25 protein-coding genes and 2 pseudogenes are annotated in these 23584 nt (G+C 63.7%); 12 read left to right on the top strand and 15 right to left on the bottom strand.

Going from position 1 to position 23584, the window contains the following annotated elements; translation table 11 throughout:
- Positions 1-198: 198 nt before the first annotated feature.
- From NVV79_RS16095 to NVV79_RS16080, 4 genes are all read right to left on the bottom strand, one after another.
- Positions 199-1518, bottom strand: coding sequence for a sensor domain-containing diguanylate cyclase (locus NVV79_RS16095; protein ID WP_303991385.1), 1320 nt, complete (start codon positions 1516-1518; stop codon positions 199-201).
- 104 nt (positions 1519-1622) lie between these two features.
- Positions 1623-2144 (bottom strand): hypothetical protein, encoded by a 522-nt coding sequence (locus NVV79_RS16090; RefSeq protein WP_303991384.1) that lies wholly within the window; start codon positions 2142-2144, stop codon positions 1623-1625.
- 179 nt (positions 2145-2323) lie between these two features.
- A complete protein-coding gene (locus tag NVV79_RS16085) occupies positions 2324-4717 on the bottom strand; it encodes an RND family transporter (protein ID WP_303991383.1) in 2394 nt (797 codons plus the stop codon).
- Between the two features lie 251 nt (positions 4718-4968).
- Positions 4969-5847, bottom strand: coding sequence for an NAD(P)H-binding protein (locus tag NVV79_RS16080; protein ID WP_303991382.1), 879 nt, complete (start codon positions 5845-5847; stop codon positions 4969-4971).
- A 209-nt stretch (positions 5848-6056) separates the two neighbouring features.
- Between NVV79_RS16080 and NVV79_RS16075 the strand changes: the two genes are divergently transcribed.
- On the top strand, positions 6057-6389 hold the full coding sequence (locus NVV79_RS16075; RefSeq protein ID WP_303992717.1) for a helix-turn-helix domain-containing protein: 333 nt from the start codon (positions 6057-6059) through the stop codon (positions 6387-6389).
- 4 nt (positions 6390-6393) lie between these two features.
- Here the strand turns inward: NVV79_RS16075 and NVV79_RS16070 are convergent, their stop codons facing one another.
- The 3 genes from NVV79_RS16070 to NVV79_RS16060 all read right to left on the bottom strand — a co-directional run bounded on the left by NVV79_RS16070 (position 6394) and on the right by NVV79_RS16060 (position 8102).
- Complete coding sequence (locus NVV79_RS16070) at positions 6394-6729, bottom strand: hypothetical protein (protein ID WP_303991381.1); 336 nt, start codon at positions 6727-6729, stop codon at positions 6394-6396.
- Positions 6722-6979, bottom strand: coding sequence for a hypothetical protein (locus tag NVV79_RS16065; protein ID WP_303991380.1), 258 nt, complete (start codon positions 6977-6979; stop codon positions 6722-6724). The genes NVV79_RS16070 and NVV79_RS16065 overlap by 8 nt, the downstream gene beginning before the upstream one ends.
- Positions 6980-7055: 76 nt before the next feature.
- Positions 7056-8102: a serine hydrolase gene (locus tag NVV79_RS16060; RefSeq protein WP_303991379.1), complete on the bottom strand. Its 1047-nt coding sequence runs from the start codon at positions 8100-8102 to the stop codon at positions 7056-7058.
- Between the two features lie 123 nt (positions 8103-8225).
- On the opposite strand from NVV79_RS16060, the gene NVV79_RS16055 reads away from it, so the two are divergent.
- From NVV79_RS16055 to gyrA, 4 genes are all read left to right on the top strand, one after another.
- Positions 8226-8588, top strand: a complete 363-nt coding sequence (locus tag NVV79_RS16055; RefSeq protein ID WP_303991378.1) for a bleomycin resistance protein — start codon at positions 8226-8228, stop codon at positions 8586-8588.
- A gap of 67 nt (positions 8589-8655) precedes the next feature.
- Complete coding sequence (locus tag NVV79_RS16050; RefSeq protein ID WP_303991377.1) at positions 8656-9267, top strand: winged helix-turn-helix domain-containing protein; 612 nt, start codon at positions 8656-8658, stop codon at positions 9265-9267.
- Entirely contained in the window at positions 9264-10490 is a 1227-nt protein-coding gene (locus tag NVV79_RS16045; RefSeq protein WP_303991376.1) for an MFS transporter, read from the top strand. Before NVV79_RS16050 ends, NVV79_RS16045 begins: the two co-directional genes overlap by 4 nt.
- A gap of 162 nt (positions 10491-10652) precedes the next feature.
- Positions 10653-13337: a DNA gyrase subunit A gene (gene gyrA, locus NVV79_RS16040; protein WP_303992714.1), complete on the top strand. Its 2685-nt coding sequence runs from the start codon at positions 10653-10655 to the stop codon at positions 13335-13337.
- An 88-nt stretch (positions 13338-13425) separates the two neighbouring features.
- On the opposite strand, the gene NVV79_RS16035 is transcribed toward gyrA, so the two are convergent.
- The 4 genes and pseudogenes from NVV79_RS16035 to NVV79_RS16020 form a co-directional block, all read right to left on the bottom strand.
- On the bottom strand, positions 13426-13827 hold the full coding sequence (locus tag NVV79_RS16035) for a hypothetical protein (RefSeq protein WP_303991375.1): 402 nt from the start codon (positions 13825-13827) through the stop codon (positions 13426-13428).
- Between the two features lie 158 nt (positions 13828-13985).
- Positions 13986-14597, bottom strand: a complete 612-nt coding sequence (locus tag NVV79_RS16030; RefSeq protein WP_303991374.1) for a dihydrofolate reductase family protein — start codon at positions 14595-14597, stop codon at positions 13986-13988.
- 60 nt (positions 14598-14657) lie between these two features.
- Positions 14658-15328: pseudogene (locus tag NVV79_RS16025) on the bottom strand (hypothetical protein).
- A gap of 138 nt (positions 15329-15466) precedes the next feature.
- Positions 15467-15631: pseudogene (locus NVV79_RS16020) on the bottom strand (DUF1127 domain-containing protein); the annotation flags it as partial.
- A 168-nt stretch (positions 15632-15799) separates the two neighbouring features.
- Here NVV79_RS16020 and NVV79_RS16015 point away from each other — a divergent pair.
- Positions 15800-16378, top strand: a complete 579-nt coding sequence (locus tag NVV79_RS16015) for a TetR/AcrR family transcriptional regulator (protein WP_303991373.1) — start codon at positions 15800-15802, stop codon at positions 16376-16378.
- Between the two features lie 78 nt (positions 16379-16456).
- Here the strand turns inward: NVV79_RS16015 and NVV79_RS16010 are convergent, their stop codons facing one another.
- Positions 16457-16963 carry a cupin domain-containing protein gene (locus tag NVV79_RS16010; protein ID WP_303991372.1) on the bottom strand — a complete coding sequence of 169 codons (507 nt, stop codon included), beginning with the start codon at positions 16961-16963 and terminating at the stop codon, positions 16457-16459.
- A 117-nt stretch (positions 16964-17080) separates the two neighbouring features.
- Positions 17081-17578 (bottom strand): DUF805 domain-containing protein, encoded by a 498-nt coding sequence (locus NVV79_RS16005; protein WP_303991371.1) that lies wholly within the window; start codon positions 17576-17578, stop codon positions 17081-17083.
- A 163-nt stretch (positions 17579-17741) separates the two neighbouring features.
- Here NVV79_RS16005 and NVV79_RS16000 point away from each other — a divergent pair, with 163 nt between their 5' ends.
- The gene (locus NVV79_RS16000) at positions 17742-18356 is read left to right on the top strand and encodes a LysE family translocator (protein ID WP_303991370.1); all 615 of its coding nucleotides are present in this window, start codon (positions 17742-17744) and stop codon (positions 18354-18356) included.
- On the opposite strand, the gene NVV79_RS15995 is transcribed toward NVV79_RS16000, so the two are convergent.
- Complete coding sequence (locus NVV79_RS15995; protein ID WP_303991369.1) at positions 18307-19656, bottom strand: GGDEF domain-containing protein; 1350 nt, start codon at positions 19654-19656, stop codon at positions 18307-18309. The genes NVV79_RS16000 and NVV79_RS15995 overlap by 50 nt on opposite strands.
- A 58-nt stretch (positions 19657-19714) precedes the next feature.
- On the opposite strand from NVV79_RS15995, the gene coaD reads away from it, so the two are divergent.
- The 5 genes from coaD (at position 19715) to queA (ending at position 23000) form a co-directional block, all read left to right on the top strand.
- A complete protein-coding gene (coaD, locus tag NVV79_RS15990) occupies positions 19715-20209 on the top strand; it encodes a pantetheine-phosphate adenylyltransferase (RefSeq protein ID WP_303991368.1) in 495 nt (164 codons plus the stop codon).
- Entirely contained in the window at positions 20206-20793 is a 588-nt protein-coding gene (locus NVV79_RS15985) for a peptidylprolyl isomerase (protein WP_303991367.1), read from the top strand. The genes coaD and NVV79_RS15985 overlap by 4 nt, the downstream gene beginning before the upstream one ends.
- 197 nt (positions 20794-20990) lie before the next feature.
- A complete protein-coding gene (locus NVV79_RS15980; RefSeq protein WP_303991366.1) occupies positions 20991-21470 on the top strand; it encodes a peptidylprolyl isomerase in 480 nt (159 codons plus the stop codon).
- A 19-nt stretch (positions 21471-21489) separates the two neighbouring features.
- Positions 21490-21852 carry a hypothetical protein gene (locus NVV79_RS15975; protein ID WP_303991365.1) on the top strand — a complete coding sequence of 121 codons (363 nt, stop codon included), beginning with the start codon at positions 21490-21492 and terminating at the stop codon, positions 21850-21852.
- Between the two features lie 56 nt (positions 21853-21908).
- Entirely contained in the window at positions 21909-23000 is a 1092-nt protein-coding gene (gene queA, locus NVV79_RS15970) for a tRNA preQ1(34) S-adenosylmethionine ribosyltransferase-isomerase QueA (protein WP_303991364.1), read from the top strand.
- Positions 23001-23041: 41 nt separating this feature from the next.
- Here queA and NVV79_RS15965 read toward each other — a convergent pair whose 3' ends face one another.
- Positions 23042-23482, bottom strand: coding sequence for a hypothetical protein (locus NVV79_RS15965; protein WP_303991363.1), 441 nt, complete (start codon positions 23480-23482; stop codon positions 23042-23044).
- Positions 23483-23584: the final 102 nt, after the last annotated feature.

The raw sequence follows: 23584 nt of genomic DNA, 5'->3' as shown, positions 1-23584 counted from the left end.
GGTGCTGGTGCCCGAATATCGGGGCTCTCATACCCCCACCCTCACTCCCTCCCCACAAGGGGGAGGGAAGCTCGCTCCGTGACAGCGGGAACATTGAGATTAGGTCCTTGAGGGTCGATCTGGCGCCTCCCTCCCCCTTGTGGGGAGGGAATGAGGGGGTATCCCACGCACCGGACTCGGGGGGCAGCCCGATGCCCCTCAGGCCGCGAAGATGCGGCTGGTGTCGCGGCCGGCGGCTTTGGCGGCGTAGAGGGCGGTGTCGGCCTGGCGGAACAGGTCTTCGGCACTGATGCCGCTGCGATAATGGGCCACGCCCACCGAGGCGCCGAGCCGGAGCGTCTGGCCCAGCCTCGTGACGGGGCGGCGCATGGCTTCGACGATATTGCCGGCCAGGATTTTCGCATCGCCCGGCGTCATGTCGGCATTGAGCAGCACGGCGAATTCGTCGCCGCCGATACGCGCCACGAGATCCGCGCCGCTGCAGCTTTCCAGCAGGCGGGCGGCGGCCTCCTTGAGGCATTCATCGCCAACGGCATGGCCATAGGTGTCATTGACCTGCTTGAAGCCGTCGAGATCGATCAGCAGCATTGTGCCGATGCGCTTGCGGCCCTCGTCCAGCGCGACAAGGCGTGCCTGGAACAGGCCGCGATTGGCTAGGCCCGTCATCACGTCGAATTCGGCAAGGTAGCGGGTCCGGTCGGCCAGCAGCTTTTCCTCGGTAATGTCCTGCTTCATGCCGAAAATGCGGTGGGCGACGCCGTCGCGGCTTTCCACCGCCCCGGTCAGTCGCATCCAGCGACGCTTGCCCCTGGTGGTGATGATTTCGCAATCGAGCGAGAAATCCGAACAGGTGGCGATGGCCTGGGCGCGGGCGGCTTCCATTTCCCGCCGCGAGGTTTCGCTATAGAGCGCCAGGGTGGTCTCGCGGGTGATGGGCGTGTCTCGCGGAACTTCGAACAGGTCGTAGACGCCATTGGTCCAGCTCAGGCTGTTATCGGCGAGATTGCACTGCCAGACGCCGATCCGGGCCGTGGCCGAAGCACGGTCGAACAGGCTCCGCCGCTGTTCCTCGAGCGCGTCGTAATCGGCAATGGTCCGCGCCTGGGCCGCGATCTGGCGGCGCTGCTGCGCAATCACGGCCCGGGCGAGCACCTCGCCGGCCAGTGCGGCGATATTGGAAGCCATGCCGGGGCTGCGTGGGCGGGGATCGAACAGGCTCAGCAGGTGCGCGGATTGGCTGGTTTCGCCCGGCAGCACGATGCCGGCATAGAAGGCAGGCGACGCGATGACCAGCGGCTGACCGGCGGCACGGGCGCGGGCTTCGAGTGCTGGCAGGTCGGCATCGGCAGGACCGATAGCGGCGGTGACTTCAGCCCCGTCATCCGTCAGCAGGCTCAGCCGTGCGCCGGCAATGCCGAGCAGGGCGCAGAGACGCTGCAGGCGTGCGCCGATGGGATCGCCCGGCAGCATGTCGGCGGAAGTCGGGGTGTCGGCACTGGTCACGGCAAGGCTGCGCAATTGGGCGCTCCGGAATAATGCCGGAACCCTAGCGCCAAGCTGGTTAAGACTTCTTCAGCCGCAAGGGCTTGTGATTGAAAACAAATTGGCGGTCGCCGGGCCGCTTACCGCGAGAAGGGCACCTCGGCGCGCAGGCTGTCGCCGCTTTCGACATAGACCACTTCGAACACCACATTGATGGCGTCGCCATTGAGGCTGATCTGGGCGGAAATGTTGAGATCCTTGCCCTCTTCATCCTTGTCGCGCTCGCGCAGGTTGAAGACCAGCCCGCCGCCGCGCTTCTGGCCCACGGCGATGCCGGTAAAGGTGGCATTGGAGCTCATGGCGGCCTCGAAACGCCGGCTGGCCTCGACATAGGCCATGGTGCCGGCCACCGAGAGCTGCGTACCGGCCAGGGTGCAGCGGCCGTTGTAATTGACCTTCTGCTGATTGCCCTGGGTCAGCGACATGCGGCAGACCACGGTCTCGGTATTGGCGCCGATCAGCACGCCGCGCCCGCGCCATTCCCCGATATAGGACTGCAGCAGCGCCACGTCGGCCGGGGCGGCGAGAACAGGGGCGGCGCCGGATACGGCCAGCAGGCCTGCCAGCGCGGCGGCGCGCCACAGGGATGCGAAAAAGGTCATTTGCACTAAGCCTCCAGTGAAATCATGCCTTCGGCAGATTTTGAAACCATGCCCCCCGGCAGATTTCATCCCCCAATCGATACCAAGTCCCTGCGCGCCGCAAACCCCTGATTCGGGGCCATGGCAGAATCAGCCGAACCATGTAAACGGGCGCCGCTGCGCCCCGCAAGCGCCGCTCGCTATACCGTGTGCGGCTGCCCGCCCTCGGTGCCGCCATCGCCGGTCGCGGTGTCCCCGGTCGGATCGTCGGGGGTCGCGTCATGGTCGACGGTGCGCACCCTGATCTTGCCCAGCGGCTGGAAGAACTTGCCACCCGCCGCCAGCAGGGCCGGCAGGATGAACAGATCGCCGATGACCGCGAAGGCCAGGGTGGAGACGAAGAGCGTGCCGAACAGGGCCACCTGCGGCAATTCGGAGAAGGTGACGATCACCACGCCCGAACACAGGATGATGGTGGTGGCGACAATGGCTCCGCCAATGCGGTCCAGCGTATGCTTGACCGCCTCCAGATGCGGCCGCTTTTCCTCGCGGCGCGAATGGAGATAGTGCGACAGGAAATGCACCGTGTCGTCCACCGCGATGCCGAAGGCGATGGTAAGGGCGATGACCGTGGTCAGTTGCAGTCCCTGGCCGCTGAGATAGAGCCAGGCAATGGTGCCCAGCACGGGGAAGAGGTTGGGGATGGCCGAGGCCAGAGCGACCCGGAAGGATTGGAAGGCGAAGCCGATCAAAGCGATATTGACCAGCACCGACCCCGTGAGGTCGAGCTGCAGCCCGGTGACGATCTGGTCGGTGGCATAGGTGGTGAGAATGCGGAAGCCGCCGATTTCGGCGCCGTCTATGCCGGCCGCCCGCATTTCGGCGGTGACATTCTCGACCAGCAGCTTGAGGTCTTCGGAGTCGATAATGGTCGGCATGAAGCCGGTGACCAGCGCCTGGCTGCCGTCATCGGTCACGAAGCGCTTGCGCATGAAGGGGCCGACGGCGTCGAACACCTCTTCGCGGGTAAAGCCGCTATCGGTGTAATTGGTCAGCGCCGCGGCGGAGATGACCTTGTTCTGCCCGAGATGGCTTTCCAGGATTTCGTGGACCTTGCGGATCGTCTCGAAATCGCGCGGCGTGACATTGGGGTCGTTGTCCTGCAGGGGCACGCGGATATAGAGCGGCGCCACGCCACCCACGCCATCGTCGATCTCCTCGGCCGCGGTCAACGCCGTCGAGTCCTTGGCCACGAAATCCTCGAAGGAGAAATGCGGCTTGATCAGCACATAGGGGATGAACAGCACCAGCGTGACGACGATGGCCAGGATCGACAGCAGGCGCCCGAAGCGGCTGGCGATGAACCAGGCGAGGGGCAGGGGCGCGGTCAATACGAGGCTGGAGCGTTTGGGGGCCTTGAAGCCGAGCCGCACCGCGGCCTTCAGCATCAGCGGCAGGAAGGTCATGAGGCAGACGAACAGCAGGAACGTGCCGATGGCGCCGGCAATGGAGAATTCCCTGATACCCTGGCCCGGGGTGAACCAGAGCGAGGCGAAGCTGACCAGAGTGGTCAGCATGGTCAGGCCCGCGGCGGGACCGACCAGTTTGACCGTGGCATCCACCGCCTTGTTGGGCTCCATGCCGTCGCGCCAATAGGCCAGCCAGTTGAAGATGAAGAACATCGACTCCGCGAAGCTGATCACCAGCACCAAAGTCGTCACGATGATGGTGAGGAACGAGAAGGAGCCGAAGAAGAGAAGGATAATGCCCATCGACCACATCACCGCCAGGAACGGCGTGGCCGCGACCAATAGCGCGCCGGGCAGCGAGCGCAGGGCCAGCAGGGCGATGATGGCGCCGAGCCCGAACCCCCAGACGGTGAACTTGACCTGGTCGTCCACGGCGGCATTGAGCATTTCCGAGGTCCAGATCGGCGGGCCGGTCAGCTCGATGGAAATATTCTCGTCCTGATAGAAGGCGATCGTGTCGCGCAAGGAGGCGATCATCCGCTTGGTGCCGTCGCCCTTGGTCATTTCCTGGTTGGGGAACATGATGAGCACCACGCCGCTCAGATCCGGCGTGATGAGGTTGCGCATCATCGGATCATTCTGCTGCAGGTCGCTGAGGGCGATGGCCACTTCGCCGAAATCGTCCATGCCCTCGGGCACGGCCGGCACCGAGCCGCCCCGCCCATCGGGCTTGCGCAAAGTGAAGGGCGACATGGTGCCCACGGCGAATTCGTTGAGCTCGAGATCGAAGGCCAGCTCGCGCACGCGCTCCAGCGTTTCGGGTTCGGTCATCCGTGGGGACGAGACCAGCACATAGATGTCGTTCTCGAACGTGCCGAAGGTTTCCGAGAGCTGGGCATAGGCATCGTAATGCTCGCCGGAATGGGCATAGACGCGCAGCAGGTCGCCATCGACATTGGCGCGCGGAATCTGCGTGAAACAGAGGATGGAAAAGGCCAGCACGGCCAGCGCCACGGCGCGCGGATACCGCAAGGTGGTGAGGCCAATATATTCGAGGCCGAAACCGATGGATCGATCATAGGCGAAAAGCGCCCAGAGACGGCTGAAGAACGAACCAACTGACACGGCGACCCCGACTCCGCGAATGCAGCGACAAATTGGCGCAATTTCTATGGGTTTGTCACCATGGCGTCCAGCAATGGCAGGTGTTCGAGGTGGATTGTTGCAAGAATGCCGGGCCTAGCGAGCCGGTGGGAGGCGTGTCCAACCACCGGGTCATTCCCCCGCAGGCGGGAATCCACTCTCTGAATAATCAGACAAGAATGGATTCCCGCCTGCGCGGGAATGACGCCGTGGACGTGTGGACCTGGGCGGCGTTACTGCGCCAAGGCCGCCTTGTTCGCTTCAAGAAAGTCCGCCAGCGCCTGCGGTTTGCGACCGGAATAGCGTTCGACCACGTCTGACGTGATGGCGTGGTAGCCGGCGGCGGCATCAAGATCGAAGGCGACGAGGAGGGCGGCGTAGAAGCCGGGCAGGCCGGCAGCTTCGAGGCCTGCCTGCAGCTGCTCGGCGCTGAGGCCGATGCGGGTGACGGGCTTGCCGGTCAGCCTAGTATAGAGCGCGGCGACTTCGGCCTGGGTGACCGGGGCGGGGCCGGTGACATCGACAATGTCCTTGCCACTGGCAGAGAGCAGGGCGCCGGCGGCGGTGCGGGCGGTGTCGGCGCGGGTGACATAGTTGCGGCCGGCGCCATCGGTGGCGTCGAACAGCTGGCCGGAGGCCAGTGCCGATGCCGCGCCGACAATGGTCATGTCGGCATAGATGTGATTGCGCAGCAGGGTGAAATCGAGGCCGGAGGCGGCAATGGCCTGCTCGGTCCAGTAATGGTCGGCAATGCCGCCGGCATCGGCATTGGGCCGGGCATGGGGCGCGGACGTATAGGCGAGATAGGTGACTCCGGCCGCCTTGGCCGCGGCAACCGCCGCGGTCTGCTGTTCGCGGCGGTTGGACGCGACGGTGCTGATGATGAGGGCGCGATCCACCCCGGCAAAGCCGGTGGCAAGCGAAGCGGCATCGTCGAAATCGAGACGGCGGACCTCGACGCCATCAGCCGCGAAGTCGGCGAGCTGGGCCGGGTCGCGCGTGCCGGCGACCACTTTTGTCGCGCCGCGCGCCAGCAATTCGGCCACGGCCAGCCGGCCGAACTGGCCGGCCGCGCCGGTCACCAGCAGCGTCTTGTCCTTGAACTGCGTCATCTCATATCTCCTGATTGCCCCGCTTGCGGCACATGCCGGCGGAGAGTAAGTCTCGAAAGGAGAGTGCTATCTAGTCTGCGCGGGCCGCTGCTGAAAGGAGGCACTTTTGCCGCATAACGTTACCTGGAGGTGCCCCCATGCTCAGCGCGCTGGAAGAAGCCGGTCTCTACATTGCCAAATGGGCCGAACAGAATAGCGGCGGATCGCTGATGGATTGCCCGGTGCGTGGCGTGCTGGACCGGATCAGCGACAAATGGAGCATGCTGCTGGTCATGACGCTGGCCGACGGCCCGCGACGCTTCAACCAGATCCGGCGCGAAGTGCCCGACATTTCCCAGAAGATGCTGACCCAGACGCTGCGCGATTTGCAGCGCGACGGGCTGGTGGCGCGGCGCGTCTATGACACCAAACCACCCTCGGTGGAATACCGGCTGACGCCGATGGGCGAGTCGATCATCGTGCCGTTCGGACACCTGATCGAATGGGCCAGCGAGAACCACAAGCGGATCAGCGCGGCGCGGGTGGAATTCGACGCCGCCTGATGCGTCAGGGATAGGTTACGGAAACCGGCGGAAAGCGCAGGGAATCGGCGGCGCAGGCATGCCATTCCATTTCGGCATTGGCCTCGGTTTCGCGCCCATAGCACCAGTCCTGCGCATTGAGCGCGACGCCGTAGATCGAGCGGGACACACAGGCGACCTGGATTTCCACATCGTCGCTGGTGGAGAGGCGGCATTGCCCATCGGCCGCATCGTAGAGCGCGATCAGCTCCTCCGGCGTCTCGGTGGCGCCGGAGAAATCCAGCGGGCTTTGGGCCGATGCCGTGCCGCAAGCGGCCAGCAGGACGGCGATGGAGAGCAGATGGCGACCGGGGCTAGGCATTTCGATTCCCTTGGCGACTGGCCAGCCTCGACCAGATGATGAGGCTGGCGAAATACAGCAGGATGCCGCCGATTGGCATGACATAGACGGCAGCAACCAGTTCACAGGTGCCGTCCTGGCAGGTGCCCAGATAGCCCAGGCGGGCCAGGAGCAATCCGGCGGCCAGCGCGAGGCCACAACTGGCGACGAGGATCACGGCGAGGATCAGTACGCGCAATCCGGCGCCCAACGCGACGGATGGTCCGGCCATGTCATTTCCTCTCCCCTTGGCGACTCGGGCGAGGGTCGGCGGCAAAGGTGACGAGAATTTGATCCGCGCCGGACGGCTAGAGGTTGAGATTGGGCAGCACGAGCTGTTCCCAGAGGCGCTGCGGGCCTTCTTCGGCGCCTGGCGTGTCGTATAGGCCGGCGAGGACAACGCAGGCGAGGCCCGCTTCGGGCAGCACGAACAGGCGCTGGCCGCCATTGCCGAAGCCGGCAATGCCAGGCGTGCCGTCGGGAAAAGCGGGTGGGGCAGGGGTATCGAGATACCAGAGATAGCCATAGGCCTGGCCCCAACTGGTCGTGGCGCGGGGCGTCCAGCTTTGCGCGAGCCAGGCTGATGGCACTACGGCGCGGCCGTCATAGCGACCGCCATCGGCGAGCATGGCGCCGATGCGCAGCAGGTCGAGCGCGCCGAGCCGCAGACCGGCGGCGGCCGAGTAGTTGCCATCCATGCCGGCGAACCATTCGAAACTGGTGATGCCCAGCGGGGCGAACAGGTTTTCCTTTGCGAAGGCGGTGAGGCGCTGGCCCGAGCCACGCTCGATCAGCGCCCCGAGCAATGCCACTGCGCCGCCGGAATAGATCCAGCGCTCGCCGGGCGCGGCGACGATCGGCCGATCGAGGGTGAAGCGATATCGATCCGGCGCGAATTCCATGGCGATCTCGGAATTGCGCGGATCGGTATAGGGCAGGCTCTCATCCCATTCGAGGCCGAGCGTCATGTCGAGGGCATGGGCGACGGTGAGGCGCCGCCGGGCCGGATCGGCAACGAGGTCGGGATATTCGGGGAAGCTGTCGATGATGGGCGCATCGAGGCCGGGCACCAGGCCGCGGTCGAGCGCAATGCCATAGAGCAGGCCGACAGTGCTCTTGGTGACGGAACGCAGGTCATGCAGGCGCTCGCCGGTGAAGGTGATGGGGCCAAGGTCGCCCACGGCGATCTGCTGGTCATTGCCAGTGAAGTAGCGCTCCAGCACCAGCCGGCCATGGCGGCAGACGGCTATGGCATGGATGGCACCCAGCGTGCCGCCAGACACCATGGCATCCAGCTTTTCCGCGATATCGGGCGAAAATCCCTGCGAAGCCGGCTCGCTCCTCATCCAATCCATGCGCGTCCCTCCCGTGCGGAGGCAAGTTGACAAGGATTTGGCAAAATGGGGAAGCGATATGTGCCCGCGCTGCGGATTTCGCTACTATGGCCGGGCCGGCGATGCAGCCTGTGAGATTGAGCCATGACCGATCATGCGACGCCCAACCTGCCATCCCGCGACTTCGATGCGACCGCACGATTCTACGCTGCACTCGGCTTCGTCGAGCGCTGGCGCGATCCAGACTGGATGATCCTGCGGCGGGGCGGGCTGCAACTCGAATTCTTCCCGATGGCCGAGCTCGACCCGGCGGCCAGTTCGTTCGGCTGCTGCCTGCGGCTGGACGACCTCGATGGCTTCTACGCTGCCTGCAAGGCGGCCGGCATTCCCGAGGCCAGTACGGGATGGCCGCGCCTGCATCCGCCACGCCTCGAAGACTGGGGTGGACGAGTGGGCTATCTGGTCGATCCCGACTGCACATTGCTGCGGCTGGTGCAGAACGCCTAATTGCAAAGAAAATTTTGCAAAGATTTATTTGCGGTGATATGAGGGGACCAATGTGCGAGGTCCTGTCATGTCCGAAAAACCGTTGCGCGATGTCAGCAGTGTCGTTCCCGATGCCACGGCGCTCAAGGCGCTGACCCATCCCCTGCGACTGCGCATGCTGGGGCTGCTGCGCATCGAGGGGCCGGCCACGGCATCGGGACTGGCGGCGCGGCTGGGACTGAATTCCGGGGCGACGAGCTACCACCTGCGGCAGTTGGCGCAGCATGGCTTCATCGAGGAGGATGCGGGGCGGGGCAGCCAGCGCGACCGCTGGTGGCGGGCGCGGCATGAATCCACCAATGTCATGCCCGCGACAGCGGAAGGCGAAGAGCTGGAACTGGGGCTGGCTTTCGAGCAGGCGGCCCTGCATGGACAGATGCAGCAGATGCAGCGCGCCCATGCCGCCTATCCCGCCCTGTCGCAGGAGTGGCGGCAGGCTTCCACGGTCAGCGATTATACGATCCCCTTGAATGCCGCGGCGGCCAAGGCGCTGGTGGAAAGGCTGCAATCCTTGCTGTGGGAGGCCATGGCGGCGGCCCCGGCGCTGGGCACTGACCTGCCCGAGGATATGCGGCCGGTCACCTTTGTCCTGCATGCGGCGCCCCATGTGGGGGAGCCGGAGGCGGGAGAGGCGGAATGAGCATCCAGCGCGCCTTCGTTGCCCTGGCCGGCGCCACGGTGCTGTCCACCTCGGGCACGCGGCTTTCCGCCATCGCTATTCCGTGGCTGGTGCTGACTACGACGGGCAGCCCGGTGCTGACGGGGCTGGCCGGTTTCGCCGAAATGGCACCCTATGTAGTGGCCAAGGCGCTGGGCGGTCCGTTGATCGACCGCATTGGCGCAAGGCGTATCGCGGTCTGGTGCGATAGCCTGTCGATGATCGCGGTGGCGCTGGTGCCGCTGCTCTATTGGGCAGGCCTGCTCTCCATCTGGGTGCTGCTGCCAGCAGTGGCGCTGATCGGCGTCTTGCGGGCGCCGTCCGATGCGGCCAAGCAGGCGCTGGTGCCCACGGTCGCGGCCCTGGGCAAATTGCCGCTGGAACGGGTGACCGGCGTCATGGGCGCCAGCGACCGGCTGGCGGGAACGCTGGGCGCGGCGGCGGCAGGCGGGCTGATCGCACTGCTCGGGCCGGCGCCGGCTCTGCTGGCCAATGCGATGGCGTTCCTGCTGTCGGCGCTGGTGGTGGGGATCGGCATTCCGGCGCGGCAGGCGCCGGCGCAGATGCGCGATCTTTCCACCACCTATCGAACCGAGCTGGCGGAGGGTTGGAGCGTGCTGCGCCGTGACCCGGTGCTGCGGGCGCTCGTCGTCATGATCGCCATCACCAATCTGTTCGACCAGGCGTATGCCACGGTGCTGCTGCCGGTCTGGGTGCGGACATCAGGACTCGACGTCACCTGGGTCGGCATTTTCCTCGCGGCCTTTTCCGGGGCGTCGATTATCGGGGCCGGTATCGCCGCGGTCCTTGGCGAACGCATGCCGCGGCTGGCCGTCTATACGATCGGCTTCCTGTTCGCCGGGCCGATGCCCATGGCCATTTTCGCCATGGATGCCGCGGTGCCGGTCCTTGTCGCCGTGCTGATGGTGAGCGGCTTTGCCGCCGGTTTCCTCAACCCCATCCTCGGGGCCATCCTGTTCGAGCGCATTCCGGCCGCCATGGTGGGCCGGGTGATCGCATTGTTCGGCGCGCTGGCCTGGGCGCTGATGCCGTTTGGCGGGCTCTATGCGGGGCTGCTGGTCGATAATTTCGGCATCGCCATCGCGCTGGGCACGACGGGATTGCTCTACCTTTTTGCCACGCTGGCGCCCGTGGCCGTACCCAGCTTCCGCCAGATGCGGCGCAAACCTCTGGTCGCGGCCTGATCTCCACAGTTTCGGCCCGGCAAAGTTCGCAATTTTGTACGAAATCGCCTATCTAGAGGACAGCATAACCAACGTAGAATCACCCCAGTGACCGATACGCCTCAAGACGGAACCGGCGCCCCGCCGCCATCCGATATTTCGATCATCGCCATTACCGACGAGATGCGGAAATCGTATCTCGATTACGCGATGAGCGTCATCGTCAGCCGTGCGCTGCCAGACGTGCGCGATGGCCTCAAGCCGGTGCATCGGCGCATCCTGTTCTCGATGAGCGAGAACGGCTACGAATACAACAAGCCCTATCGCAAATCGGCCCGCGTGGTCGGCGACGTGATCGGTAAATACCACCCCCACGGCGACAGCGCGGTCTATATGGCCCTGGTGCGCATGGCGCAGGATTTCTCCATGGGGGAAATGCTGGTGGAAGGGCAGGGAAATTTCGGCTCGGTCGACGGCGATATGCCGGCTGCCATGCGCTATACCGAAGTGCGCATGCAGAAGATCACCAATTCCCTGCTCGATGACCTCGACAAGGACACGGTGGATTTCCGCGACAACTATGACGGCTCCGAAAGGGAGCCGACCGTGTTGCCGGCGCGCTTCCCCAACATGCTGGTCAATGGCGGCAGCGGCATTGCCGTGGGCATGGCGACCAATGTGCCGACGCACAATCTGGGCGAGACGGTCGACGCGGCCTTGCTGCTGCTCGACAATCCCAATGCGCTCACCGAAGAGCTGATGGAAGTGCTGCCCGGGCCGGATTTCCCGACGGGCGGCATCATCCTGGGTCGCGCGGGCATCCGCTCGGCCTATGAGACCGGCCGCGGCTCCGTGCTGGTGCGCGGGCGGGTGGCGGTGGAGGAAATCCGCAAGGAGCGCGAGGCGCTCATCATCACCGAATTGCCCTATCAGGTGAACAAGGCGACCATGGTCGAAAAGATCGCCGAACTGGTGCGCGAGAAGCGCATCGAGGGCATTGCCGACATGCGCGACGAGAGCTCGCGCGAGGGCATGCGCGTAGTCATCGAGATCAAGCGCGATGCGCTGGCCGACGTGGTGCTGAACCAGCTCTATCGCTTCACCGCGCTGCAAAGTTCGTTCGGCTGCAATTTCGTGGCGCTCAATGGCGGCAAGCCGCAATTGATGAACCTGCGCGAAATCCTCTCGGCCTTCATCGACTTCCGTCACGAAGTGGTTACGCGTCGTGCCCGCTTCCTGCTGAACAAGGCCCGCGACCGCGCTCATATCCTGGTCGGCCTGGCCGTGGCCGTGGCCAATATAGACGAAGTCATCGCGCTGATCCGCACTGCGCCCGATCCGGCGACGGCGCGCGAGCAGTTGATGACCCGTCGCTGGCCGGCAGCCGATGTTGCGCCGCTGATCGCGCTGATCGACGATCCGCGCCACCGCATCAATGAGGACGGCACGTTCAATCTCAGCGAGGAACAAGCTCGCGCCATCCTCGAACTGCGCCTGGCGCGCCTGACGGCGCTGGGTCGGGATGAAATCGGCGATGAGCTCAACGGGCTGGGCACCGAGATCGAGGATTATCTAGATATCCTGCGCAGCCGCGAGCGGGTGGTCGATATCATCCGGCAGGAACTGACCGAGATCAAGGAACAGTTCGCTACGCCCCGCCGCACGGAAATCTCCGACGTGGTCGGCGATTTCGACGACGAGGACCTGATCGCCCGCGAGGACATGGTGGTGACCGTGTCGCACGAGGGCTACATCAAGCGCGTGCCGCTCTCGACCTATCGGGCGCAGAATCGTGGCGGCAAGGGCCGTTCGGGCATGGCAACGCGCGACGAGGATTTCGTGTCGCGCCTGTTCGTGGCCAATACGCATACGCCGGTGCTGTTCTTCACCGACCGCGGCATCGCCTACAAGCTCAAGGTGTGGCGCCTGCCGCTGGCTCAGGCCAATGCGCGGGGCAAGGCCCTGATCAACATCCTGCCGCTGGAGCAGGGCGAGCGGCTGACCACAATCATGCCGCTGCCCGAGGACGAGACGAGCTGGGCCAATCTCGACATCATGTTCGCGACGACCCGCGGCACGGTGCGCCGCAACTCGCTGGCCGACTTCGTGGAAGTGCGCCAGAACGGCAAGATCGCCATGAAGCTGGACGAGGGCGACCAGATCGTCGGCGTCGAGACGGCCACGGCCAATGACGACGTGCTGCTGACCACGGCGCTCGGCCAGGCCATCCGCTTCCGTACCGATGACGTGCGCCTGTTCAAGGGGCGCGACTCCATGGGCGTGCGCGGCATCCTGCTGGCCAAGGACGACGTGGTTATCTCCATGGCGGTCATCAACCACTCCGACGCCACGGCCGAGGAACGCGCCGCCTATCTCAAGATGAGCCGTGCCGTCCGCGGCGAAGGCGCCGAGGAAGAAACCAACTCGGACGAGGGCGATGTCGTGGCCGGCGACCTGCCGCAGGAGCGCTATGCCCAGATGAGCGCCATCGAGCAGTTCATCCTGACCATTTCGGAAAATGGCTATGGCAAGCGCACCTCGAGCCACGAATACCGGATCACCGGGCGTGGCGGCAAAGGCATCGTCGCCATGGCGGTCAACAAGCGCAACGGCAACCTGGTGGCCAGCTTCCCGGTGGAAGACAGCGACCAGATCATGCTGATCAGCGACGGCGGCCAGACCATTCGCCTGCCTGTCGGCGGCGACAAGCCGATCCGCATCGTCAGCCGCGGCAGCCAGGGCGTCATCGTGTTCGATACGGCCGAGGGCGAGAAGGTGATGTCGGTGGAGCATATCAGCGAGCCTGAAGGCGACGATGATGTGCCCGAAGCACCGGACGCGCCGCCGGAAACGCCGGCAGAGGAATAGAAAAAGGGGCGCTTCGGCGCCCCTTGGTTTTTATGGGATCACGGTCGCATGGCGGCTGCCTTGGGTGGGCCTCTAAGAATGCCGCCATTCAACTGGTCGGCCGGAAGCGCCGCCAGAGCATCACGCCAAGCGCCACGATCACCCATCCAAGACCGATGCCAACCAGGTCGGGAGCAAGATCGGCGAGCCGTGGATTGTTGCCAATGGTGGGCATCTGCACCAGTTCCCATCCGATCGCTACCACGAATGCCAACAGCGCTGCCAACCAGAGCCGGCCGACTCCAACCGCTAGCGCACCGAGCAAGAAGATCAGGAACATCGAGCCGATATGCGGCATTTTGGTCAGCGCATTGGCGATAGCAGGCCAACTGATGTCCCAGTCGAAAATCGGGTCGCGATAACCCTCTGTGGTGCGCGCCGACGCCCACAAGCTCGCGATGCTGATGACGACCAAGGGCACCCAGCGTGCCGTGGCCACGATTTTTCGCATATGTGTGCTCCAATTTGTCGTGTCGCCAGTTCAGTGCGGCATCGTGAAAATTGACGAGCCCTTCGCATACTCGCCCGAACTTTCGATGCGCTGCTTGCGACTTATGCCAGCTTCTCTACCTTGTCGACGCGATCTCGCATCCCGGGATCACCGTCACGTCATGCGGGCTCGGCAAAGGATCCGGTTCGCAGCGCTCCAACGTAGCGATACGTATTGATGAGCACGCCCGAGGACGCGGCCCTGGTGCTGGCAAGCGAAAGTTCGCGGGGGGCGACGTCGTCCGACAGGAAGCGCTTTCCCTTGCCCAGCAGGACCGGAAAGACCAGCAGCAGAACGTCGTCGATCAGCCCCGCCTGGAGCAGCACCGGTGTAAGCGTCGAGCTTCCCCAGACGACCAGGTCTGGACCTTCGCTCGCCTTGAGGCTGCGAATGCCTTTGGCGATGTCCGTGCCAAGACCTTCCACCGGCCCCCATTCAAGGCTGTCCGGCCGGTGGGTCGCGACAAATTTCCTGGCGGCATTCAGCTTGTCCGCCATCGGATCTTTCAGCTTCGGCCAATAGCGGGTGAAGATATCGTAGGTGTGCCGGCCGAGCAGCAAGTCAAAACGTTCGCCTTGCGCCGCCTCTATGGCTTCGCCAATGGCAGGATCGGAAAGCGGCACGGCCCACCCGCCATGTGCGTAGTCGCCGTCCCTGTCTTCTTCTGGTCCGCCAAACCCCTGGATCACGCCATCCAGCGAGATATGTTCGATAATCCTGATCTTTCTCATAGGCCTTCCTCCAATTTTCTTTGGTTCGTGTTCGAGGGCGACCGACACGGCGCCCCGCCGCTATTCGGCTCCACCGTCCAGCATGTGATCCGCGACGCTGTAGCTGTGGCTCGCCTGGTAGGCGTTCCGGCCCCGGTTCATGTGGGTCAGATTGAATCTTCGAATGGCGCGTAGCGAGCGGGGGATGCGAGGAATTTGTGGATCGAGGCGGAGCCGCGGACATTGATGCCGAAAATGTCTTCGCCGCGCGGGACGAAATAACTGACATCTTCCGGCGTCGTGACGCAGTGCTCGAGCAGGGCTTCATCCAACTGGCCCTGCGCGGTCGAGTGGTCCTTGGTGAAATCCGAAAGGTGAACAATGAACCTTGCGCGGATGCCGTCCCCATCCGCATAGATGGTGAAAAGCTCCATCCAGCTCGCGTTGACCCGTATGAGCGGCTTGTCGGAGGTCGACGGCAGACAAGACACCGACCAGTACTGCCGTTCGGTTTTGCGGGGTATCGGGATGCAGTTTTGGCCGTAGACTCCCAGAATCTTCAGAACTGTTTGTGCCTGTGGGCGAGCAAGCAACTTCTGGAATCGCGGCACATACTTGAACCGCAGTTCCATGGACTCCGAGCGTTCTTCGGCGTCGGACAGGTTCGTCTTGCCTTCCATCCAATTGCGCTGCTGCTCCATATCCAGAAATTGGCGCAGGCCAGTGGTGCTTTTGCGAGGAGTCTTGCTCATGTCAGGTGCTCCTGGAGGATGATCGGAACCTGCGACCTGCCGGAGGACGCACTGCGTCACCGGATGTCCGGCCGCAGGTGAGGGCTCTACCCACGCTGAGGCGGGCTGTCCGTTGAGCGAGTCGCAGATGTCGGTGGGCTCAAAGCCTACGTCCCTCAACTGGCGCTCGCTCAGCCGCGACAGCTTAGCTAGCGCCTGTCGTCGGTCGTGCCAGTGTTTCACCGACCCGAATATTCGAAGGAGATTGCCACGGAAGCCGTTGGTCGCGGGGCTTTCGCCTGAAAATTCCTCAAAAGTTGCCATTTTGGATCTCCCAACTGGCCCGGCCGATGCCTGATCGGCCGCCAACTATCAACGCCGCTTGCCTAGCCGTACCGCATCAGCATCTAATACATACAGATCGGTCTGTCTGTTGAACTATACAGACCTGTCTGTTAGAGTCAAGCGACGTAAATGAGAGGCGCTCAAACGATGAATATGAGGACTTCCGATAGCCCGCCCCAGGTCAGTCCCGCCCGGCAGCGCCTGCTCGACACTGCGACCCGGCTGTTTTACGCCGAGGGCATCCATGCGGTCGGCATCGACCGCATCATCGCGGAGGCAGGCGTGGCCAAGGCGACGTTCTACAACCACTTTCCGTCCAAGGACGACCTCGTCCTGGCCTATATCCAGGATCAGGATCGGATTGGGCGCGAAGCAGTGGCCGCGCTGCCAAAGCAAGCGCCGCGCGACATGATCGCCGCCGTATTGGGACGGATCAGCGAGGCTGTGGTCGTGGGGGATTGGCGAGGATGTCCGTTCCTCAACGCCGCGGCCGAGTACCCAGACCCGGATAGCAAGGTGCGGCGGGCCATCGATGCGAGGCGTTCCTGGTATCTCGGCGTCCTGCGCGAACTGCTGGCGGCTGACGGAGATCCCGCTCCGGACGTCACGGCCTCGCTGCTCGTCGCAGTGTCTGACGGCCTGTTGGAAAGCGCCTACCTCGATGATCCCAATCAGATTGCTGCCCTGATGCGGGAAGCGCAGACGAGAATTCTGGTTCAGCGTTAGTCTGTGACCGCAAGGCTGACTGGCAGTTCACCGCAGCAAATAGCCTCAAGCGGATGTGAGGTAATCGGAATGCTTGCCTCAGGAGTTACCCGCGTCGTCGATGTTCTCTCCTTCCCAATAGCCGAGCGGTGTCAGCTTGCCGCCTTCTTTGAAGGTGCCGTCATAGCGATGAAACCCCGAGAGACCGACATCCACGCGGACGCGGCCGCTGTCTGGATATTCGATCACTTCGGCATTGGTATTGTTTGACAGCGCCAGATAGCGCAGGGGCTCGCTGCCGGTATTGATGAGCTGATGGGCCGCACCGGCCGCCGGAGCACCGAGGCAATCGCCTTCGCGCACGGGAATTCGTTCATCGCCGAAGCGGTATTCACCCTTCCCCGAAAGAATGAAGAACATCTCGTCGGAGGTGTGGTGGCGATGGAAAGGCATGGACGTCTTGCCGGGCGGAACGACAAGATAATTGGCGCCCAGGGCCTTGAGGCCGAGAGCCGTACCAATCTCGGCGTACTGATTGGCGAAGCGGGTGCCAACGATGTCCGGTTTGAGTGGCAGCTTATCAAGGTTGACAACGGCGTCAGTCATTTGCGCGACTCCTTTCAATCGACCATGGCAGCTTTGGAGGAGCATCGGCCAACTGCCGGGCGTCCGCAATGGGTCGAAAGCCGGCTGGCCGCTGGCGCAGCACGGTGTGGATGCGTCTCAGATAAACCGGTCCGGCGCGGCCAGGCCGTCATAGCCGATTGAGGGTGGCCTTGCGGCGTTGCTGCCCATGCGGACCGTACGCGGAATGGTGGAATAGCGCGGCATTGCCGCCTGGCGTCCGCGCGGTTCGTACCTGCTGGGCTCCGGATCGTCATAGGCATTGTGGCCCGGTTCGGACGGGCAGCAGGCCCAATAGAGCAGGACGAGCCCGGCGAACGGTACGAAATAGAGCAGGTACCAGAAACCCGAGCGGCCGATATCATGCAGGCGCCGGACGCCGACGGTGATGCCGGGAATGAAATGCACGATGCTCATGAACATCGTGGCCGTCGGTTGCGGATTTTTCAGATCCCTGAAGCCGCCCAACTGGTAGTCGATGAGCACCGCCATGACGGTCAGCACGAACTGGATCGTGAAGAACATCCAGTACTGCATGCGGGTGCTGCGTCCGGACATCTCGAAGTAGCGCAGCATGCCGTCAAAGTAGGAGCGCATCCATGTCCCCGGCCGCGGATGTGTCGATATTGCCTTGGTAGCGGGCAGGCGTCACTTTTCGATGCGGCAAGTCGATAGAGTTTTATCGAGTTGGGGCCGCACGCGAAGCCTCTTGCCAAGACGCGGCGCCGGTGGCTTGCTCCTTGGCTCAAGGAGTTTCGCCATGATCGATCCCGTCATCATCCTGCCCTATATGCTCGCCTGCCTGCTCTTCGCCGTCATTCCGGGGCCGTCGGTCTCGGTGGTCATCGCCAATTCGCTGGCGGGCGGCACGCGGGCTGGGCTCTTCACCATCCTGGGCACGGCGCTGAGCATGGTCAGCATGGTCTTCATCGTGGCCGTGGGGCTGGAGGCCGTCATGTCGCTGGTGGCCGGGGCTTTCGAGATCATCAAGCTGGCCGGCGCGGCCTACCTTATCTGGATCGGCTGGAAAATGTTCCGCTCCAGCGGGCACCTGGCGTTCAAGGGCGACCGGCTGCCGGTGGGGCGCTATATCTGGCAGGGCGCGCTGACCAACTGGTCCAACCCCAAGACCCTGCTGTTCCTCAGCGCCTTCCTGCCGCAATTCATCGACCTGAGCCGGCCGGCCTTCGGCCAGATCATGACGCTGGGCCTGATCTGTCTGGCCGTGGCGGCGATGAGCGACAGCGTCTATGCGCTGGCGGCCGGCCAGGCGCGCCACCTGCTGACCGCCGCCCGCGTCCGCATGGTCAATCGGGTCTCGGGCGTCATCCTGATGGCCGGTGGTGTCTGGCTGGCGCTGCAGAAGCGGGCGTGACGGGAGGGTTCAACGCCCGGTCGAGGCCGCCATTCTGGGCCGTTTTCACAAATTCCAATGCCGATTTCGGACGATGGGCCTGTCGCCCCTTGCCGAGGTGTTTTTCGCTGTAGAGGCGCTGGTCGGCGAGGGCGAAGAGATCGGCACCTTCCGAGGCAGCCGATACACCAAGGCTGGCCGAGAGCGTCACTGTGTCATCTGACAATTTCAGCGGCGAGGCCGCCAATGTCTTGCGGATCGTGGCGGCAAGATGCTCGGCCTGCGACAGGCCGGCTTCCGGCAGGAGCACGGCAAACTCGTCGCCACCGAGGCGAGCCACAAGATTGCTGCCCCCGATCCCGGTCAGCAGGCGGGCAAGGTGGCGGAGCGCTTCATCGCCGGCGGTGTGGCCGTGGCGATCATTGAGCGGTTTGAAATCGTTCAGATCGATGAGGATCAGGCTGTGCTCGCGACCGTCCGGCGCAGCCTGCAGAGCGTCCATGCGCTGCTGAAAGGCGCGGCGGTTGGCCAGTCCGGTCAATTCATCGGTTTCGGAAAGGCGCCGCAAGGTCAACTGCAGGCGGTCTACGGACATCAGGGCAAAGCCGAGATTCCAGACAGTGGCGCTGAAGACCGTGCAGAGAAGCGCATAGGATGCCAGAGAATAGTAAAGCGAGTAGTCGAGCAAGTTGGCCAGCAGAGCCCAGTTTGATCCGATGACAAGCCATTGGCCTGCCATGGCCACGGCAAACGCGGAGACGGCAATGATGGCGCCGATACCGGGCAGCCGATTGCGCACCAGGTGGATCAGGCAGAGCAGCATGACGCTCGATTGGCCAGCCGCGTAGACGATGGCCCGGCCCCGGGCACTGTCATGCATCGCAATCATGGCGGCCGCGGCAATGAGCGTGACAGCCACTGCCAAAGCCTGGCCGCCTGATTGATGCCGGAAGCGGCGCAGGCCGACCCAGAACTGGGTAAAGCCAAAAATGATGATGGTATTGCCGACGACGGCGGGCACCAACGCGCCCTCATTGCCCTGAATGGCCAGGACGATGCCCCCGAGGAGCGTCAACAGCGTGGCTCCCAGCCAGTGCAGCGCGGCCCGATGGGGACGATAGGAATAGGCAAACCCCGCCCAGACCGCGGCGACGGCGAGGGAATTGAGGAATATCAAGATATAGAGCGTCAGAAAGTCCAGATTTGGCATGAGCATCCCGTTCTGACCCCGGACATAGCAGAGCGGGAGTGAGGTCGGGTTAAGCTGCAAGACTAAAGTTTTATCGATCCCCTGCGATGTCGAGGCGGGGGCGTGCGGCACGCTTGCCTCCATGCCGCGCACATGACAAAACCCATGCAACAACAATGGGGAGGCCGCCATGAGCAGGCTGGTTGGGTTCTATCCCGGCTCGTTCGATCCACTGACCAACGGGCATCTCGACGTCATCGAGCGGGCCTGCAAGCTGGTCGATACGCTGGTGGTCGCCGTGGGCATCAGCGCTACCAAGAAGAATCCGCTCTTTGCCCATGAGGATCGCATCGCCATTCTCGACCAGGTGCTGGGGCCGGTGGGCAAGCGCACCGATACCGAATTCCGCATCGTCGATTTCTCCGGGCTGATGGTCAATGCGGCGCGCGAGCATGGCGCCAAGCTGATCATTCGCGGGCTGCGCGACACCACCGACTACAATTACGAAATGCAGATGGTGGGCATGAACGCGCAGATGGCGCCGGACCTGCAGACCGTATTCCTGCCCTCGAGCCCGCCGGTCCGGCATATCTCGGCCACATTGGTGCGCCAGATCGCTGAAATGGGCGGCGATATTTCCGCCTTCGTCCCGCAAATTGTTCTCAAGGCCCTGAAAAGCAAATGATCGCCCTTTCCCGTCGCCTGTTCGGCGCCCTCGTCATCGGCGCCGTGGCGCTCTCCGCCGCACCCGCTTTCGCCCAGACCGGCACGCCGCATCTGATCCTCACCATCAAGGGCGGCGACGTCGATATCGAATTGCTGCCGGCCATCGCCCCCAAGCATGTCGAGCGCGTCATCGCGCTGACCGAGCAGGGCGCCTATGACGGCGTGGTGTTCCACCGTGTCATCGACGGCTTCATGGCCCAGACCGGCGACGTGCAGTTCGGCAAGTCCGGCTCGGAAGGCTACGACCTCGCCCGCGCCGGCATGGGCGGTTCGGACCTGCCCAATGTCGAAGCCGAGTTCAATTCGGAGAGCTTTGGGCGCGGCGTGCTCGGCGCGGCCCGCTCGCAGGACCCCGATTCGTTCAACTCGCAATTCTTCATCACCACCGCCGATGCCAGTTTCCTCGACGGGCAGTACACGGTGTTCGGCAAGGTGGTGAGCGGGATGGAACTGGTCGACGGGTTGGAAAAAGGCCCGGCCGAACAGAATGGCGCTGTGGCCAATCCTGACCAGATCATCAAGGCAGTGATCGAATACAAGTAACCTGCCACGCCCTCGTGGTTCGAGGCGCTGAAGAAGCGCACCTCACCATGAGGGCTACTCTTGGCGCAATGCATAAGTAGCCCTCATGGTGAGGTGGGAGCGTAGCGACCCTCGAACCACGAGGGCGTGCCCCGCCTTGCACCGACAGCCCAATGGCCTTACATGCGGGCCACAAATTCCAACTGAAAGTTGCAAAAATGGCCGAATACGCCGATCCGGAAAACACCCTCGTCATCGAAACCACCAAGGGCAATGTCGTCATCGAGATGCGCCCCGACCTGGCGCCGAACCATGTCGCCCATATCAAGAAGCTGGCCCGCGAAGGCTTCTATGACGGCATCGTGTTCCACCGTGTGATCGACGGCTTCATGGCCCAGACCGGCTGCCCGCAGGGCCGTGGCACCGGCGGGTCGAAGTATCCGGATCTCAAGCAGGAATTCAACGCCGAGCCCCATGTTCGCGGTACCGCCTCGATGGCGCGCGCGCAGAACCCGGATTCGGCCAATTCGCAGTTCTTTATCTGCTTCGACGATGCGCCCTTCCTCAACAAGCAGTATACTGTGTGGGGCAAGGTCATCGAGGGCATGGACAATGTCGACCAGATCAAGCGCGGCGAGCCGGTCATCAACCCGGACAAGATGCTTTCGGTTAAGGTTGCGGCCGATATCGCTGCCTAAAGCAGGCTGGCTGGCCCTGGTGGCGAGCCTCGCCCTGGCTGCCCCCGCGGTGGCCAGCGGCGGCATTCAATGCGAGGGCGGGGACGGTGTCTCCGCCTATCTCGCCACCGGCCATTTGCCGGTGCTGCAGGTGATCGGCGCCCATGTCGAAGCCGGTGGCGCGGCCTGGTCCACCGGGTCCGAGCGCGGCGAAGGCACGCCCTTCGTGGTCGGCCAGGCTTTCGCCGACAATCAGCAGGTGCTGGTGGATTTCACCGATCCCAATATCGAAGCGATCCTGGTCGGGCTGCGGCTGCGCTTCGACGGCAGCGAGGATTTGCCGCTGACCGGCGTGCTGACGGTTGGCGGCAACAGCTTCCCGGTGCAATGCGGCGAAGGCTGAGGCCGGGTTGCGGATAGGCGTTTTCGCCGGCCGCCCGTCGTGCTAACCAGCCGGCCATGCGTGTTTCCGATTTCGACTTCGACCTGCCCGAAAAGCTCATTGCCCTCCATCCGGCCGAGCCGCGCGACTCTGCGCGGCTGCTGCTGGTCGACCCCGAAGTGGGCCTGTCGGACCGGCATGTGCCTGATTTGCTGTGGCTGCTGAAGCCGGGCGACGTTTTGGTGGTCAATGACACGCGGGTGCTGCCGGCCGAATTGCGCGGTACGCGGGTGCGCGGGGAAAACCGCGCCAATGTGTCGTTCAACCTGCACAAGCGCGTCGATGCCCATACCTGGCGCGCCTTCGCCCGACCAGCCAAGAAGCTGGCTTTGCTCGACCGGCTGGAACTGGGCAATGGCCAGGCCGATGCGCTGGTGGCGCAGGTTGCCGGCAAGGGCGATACCGGCGAGGTGACGCTGGAATTCGACCTCGGCGGGGCCGAACTCGATGAGGCGATCAAGTCGCATGGCGCCATGCCGCTGCCGCCCTATATCGGCGCCAAGCGCGACGTGGAAGAGCGGGACCTGGTGGATTACCAGACGGTCTATGCGGCCGAGGATGGCGCCGTGGCCGCACCCACGGCCGGGCTGCATTTCACCGAAAGCCTGCTGCAGCAACTGACCGACAAGGGCGTGACCATCGAGCGGGTGACGCTGCATGTGGGGGCAGGGACCTTCCTGCCGATGAAGGTGGACGACACCGACGACCATGTGATGCATGCCGAATGGGGCGAGATCGACCAGGCTACGGTGGAGCGTATCCATGCCAAGCAGGCCTTGGGCGGGCGGGTGATTGCCGTGGGCACCACCAGCCTGCGCCTGCTGGAAACGGCGTCGCGGGCAACAGGGACGCTGCAGCCCTTCGTGGGTGACACCGATATCTTCATCACGCCGGGTTTCCGCTTCCATACGGTCGACGCGCTGATGACCAATTTCCACCTGCCCAAGTCGACCCTGTTCATGCTGGTCAGCGCCTTTGCCGGCATGGCGGTGATGAAAGAGGCCTATGCCCACGCGATACGCGAGGGTTACCGGTTCTATTCTTACGGGGATTCCTCCCTGCTGCTGCGGGCAGCGCAGGATGAGCCGGAGGATGAAGGGTTTTATTAGCGTCGAGCCCTCGGAACAGGTCCGAGGGCTCTGTCCGGCCGTTAAATCCCTGCTGTCTCGTGGCTCAGCGTGCCGGTGAAGCCGCAGGCGGCGCCGTGATAGCTGATGCAGCCGCCACGCTCCTCGATCTTCAACTCGCCCTGTCCGTCGAAGCTCAGGCCGATTTCGCAATAGCGAGCCTGCGAGATCGGGCTATCGTCCTCGGGATCATAGAATTCGTTTTCGGCGAAGAAATTGCCGCCCCTGTCCTCCAGCAGCACTTCGCCATCGATGCCGCCGCCGCAGCCGGGAATGTCGTTTTCCATCGGCACGGTCGTGCTGATGGAAATGGCATAGCGATCATTCTCGATATGGGTGATTTCGGCGGTGAGCTCGCCCTCGCCATGGCCCATGTAATAGCCCTCGACCCCGATGGAGTCCTGCGCAAGAACGGGGCCCGAAAGCAGAGCCAGGGTAGCGGCGAGAAGGGCGGTGCGACGCATGCAAATACCTCGGAATCATCAAAAAACAGCGATACGCCGATAGCCCCTGCAAAGCATGGCAAAAATCGGACGGACCCGCGCCGAATGCACCGCATTGTCCGC

Origin of the sequence: Devosia ginsengisoli (assembly GCF_024707105.1) — a bacterium.
Taxonomy (GTDB): Bacteria; Pseudomonadota; Alphaproteobacteria; order Rhizobiales; family Devosiaceae; genus Devosia; species Devosia ginsengisoli_A.
The sequence above is the reverse complement of the archived record's forward strand: the minus strand, read 5'-3'. Positions and strand labels throughout refer to the sequence as shown.

Coding starts and splice junctions, on each gene's coding strand:
- NVV79_RS16080 (WP_303991382.1), bottom strand. CDS start 5,847: ATGACGCAGTTCAAGGACAAGACGCTGCTGGTGACCGGCGCGGCCGGC.
- queA (WP_303991364.1), top strand. CDS start 21,909: ATGCGTGTTTCCGATTTCGACTTCGACCTGCCCGAAAAGCTCATTGCC.
- NVV79_RS15965 (WP_303991363.1), bottom strand. CDS start 23,482: ATGCGTCGCACCGCCCTTCTCGCCGCTACCCTGGCTCTGCTTTCGGGC.
- NVV79_RS16030 (WP_303991374.1), bottom strand. CDS start 14,597: ATGAGAAAGATCAGGATTATCGAACATATCTCGCTGGATGGCGTGATC.
- NVV79_RS16005 (WP_303991371.1), bottom strand. CDS start 17,578: ATGCGCTCCTACTTTGACGGCATGCTGCGCTACTTCGAGATGTCCGGA.
- NVV79_RS16075 (WP_303992717.1), top strand. CDS start 6,057: ATGGATTGCCCGGTGCGTGGCGTGCTGGACCGGATCAGCGACAAATGG.
- NVV79_RS16070 (WP_303991381.1), bottom strand. CDS start 6,729: ATGCCTAGCCCCGGTCGCCATCTGCTCTCCATCGCCGTCCTGCTGGCC.
- NVV79_RS15980 (WP_303991366.1), top strand. CDS start 20,991: ATGGCCGAATACGCCGATCCGGAAAACACCCTCGTCATCGAAACCACC.
- NVV79_RS16015 (WP_303991373.1), top strand. CDS start 15,800: ATGAATATGAGGACTTCCGATAGCCCGCCCCAGGTCAGTCCCGCCCGG.
- NVV79_RS16000 (WP_303991370.1), top strand. CDS start 17,742: ATGATCGATCCCGTCATCATCCTGCCCTATATGCTCGCCTGCCTGCTC.
- NVV79_RS16065 (WP_303991380.1), bottom strand. CDS start 6,979: ATGGCCGGACCATCCGTCGCGTTGGGCGCCGGATTGCGCGTACTGATC.
- NVV79_RS16045 (WP_303991376.1), top strand. CDS start 9,264: ATGAGCATCCAGCGCGCCTTCGTTGCCCTGGCCGGCGCCACGGTGCTG.
- gyrA (WP_303992714.1), top strand. CDS start 10,653: ATGCGGAAATCGTATCTCGATTACGCGATGAGCGTCATCGTCAGCCGT.
- NVV79_RS16055 (WP_303991378.1), top strand. CDS start 8,226: ATGACCGATCATGCGACGCCCAACCTGCCATCCCGCGACTTCGATGCG.
- NVV79_RS16060 (WP_303991379.1), bottom strand. CDS start 8,102: ATGGATTGGATGAGGAGCGAGCCGGCTTCGCAGGGATTTTCGCCCGAT.
- NVV79_RS16050 (WP_303991377.1), top strand. CDS start 8,656: ATGTCCGAAAAACCGTTGCGCGATGTCAGCAGTGTCGTTCCCGATGCC.
- NVV79_RS15985 (WP_303991367.1), top strand. CDS start 20,206: ATGATCGCCCTTTCCCGTCGCCTGTTCGGCGCCCTCGTCATCGGCGCC.
- coaD (WP_303991368.1), top strand. CDS start 19,715: ATGAGCAGGCTGGTTGGGTTCTATCCCGGCTCGTTCGATCCACTGACC.
- NVV79_RS16035 (WP_303991375.1), bottom strand. CDS start 13,827: ATGCGAAAAATCGTGGCCACGGCACGCTGGGTGCCCTTGGTCGTCATC.
- NVV79_RS16010 (WP_303991372.1), bottom strand. CDS start 16,963: ATGACTGACGCCGTTGTCAACCTTGATAAGCTGCCACTCAAACCGGAC.
- NVV79_RS16090 (WP_303991384.1), bottom strand. CDS start 2,144: ATGACCTTTTTCGCATCCCTGTGGCGCGCCGCCGCGCTGGCAGGCCTG.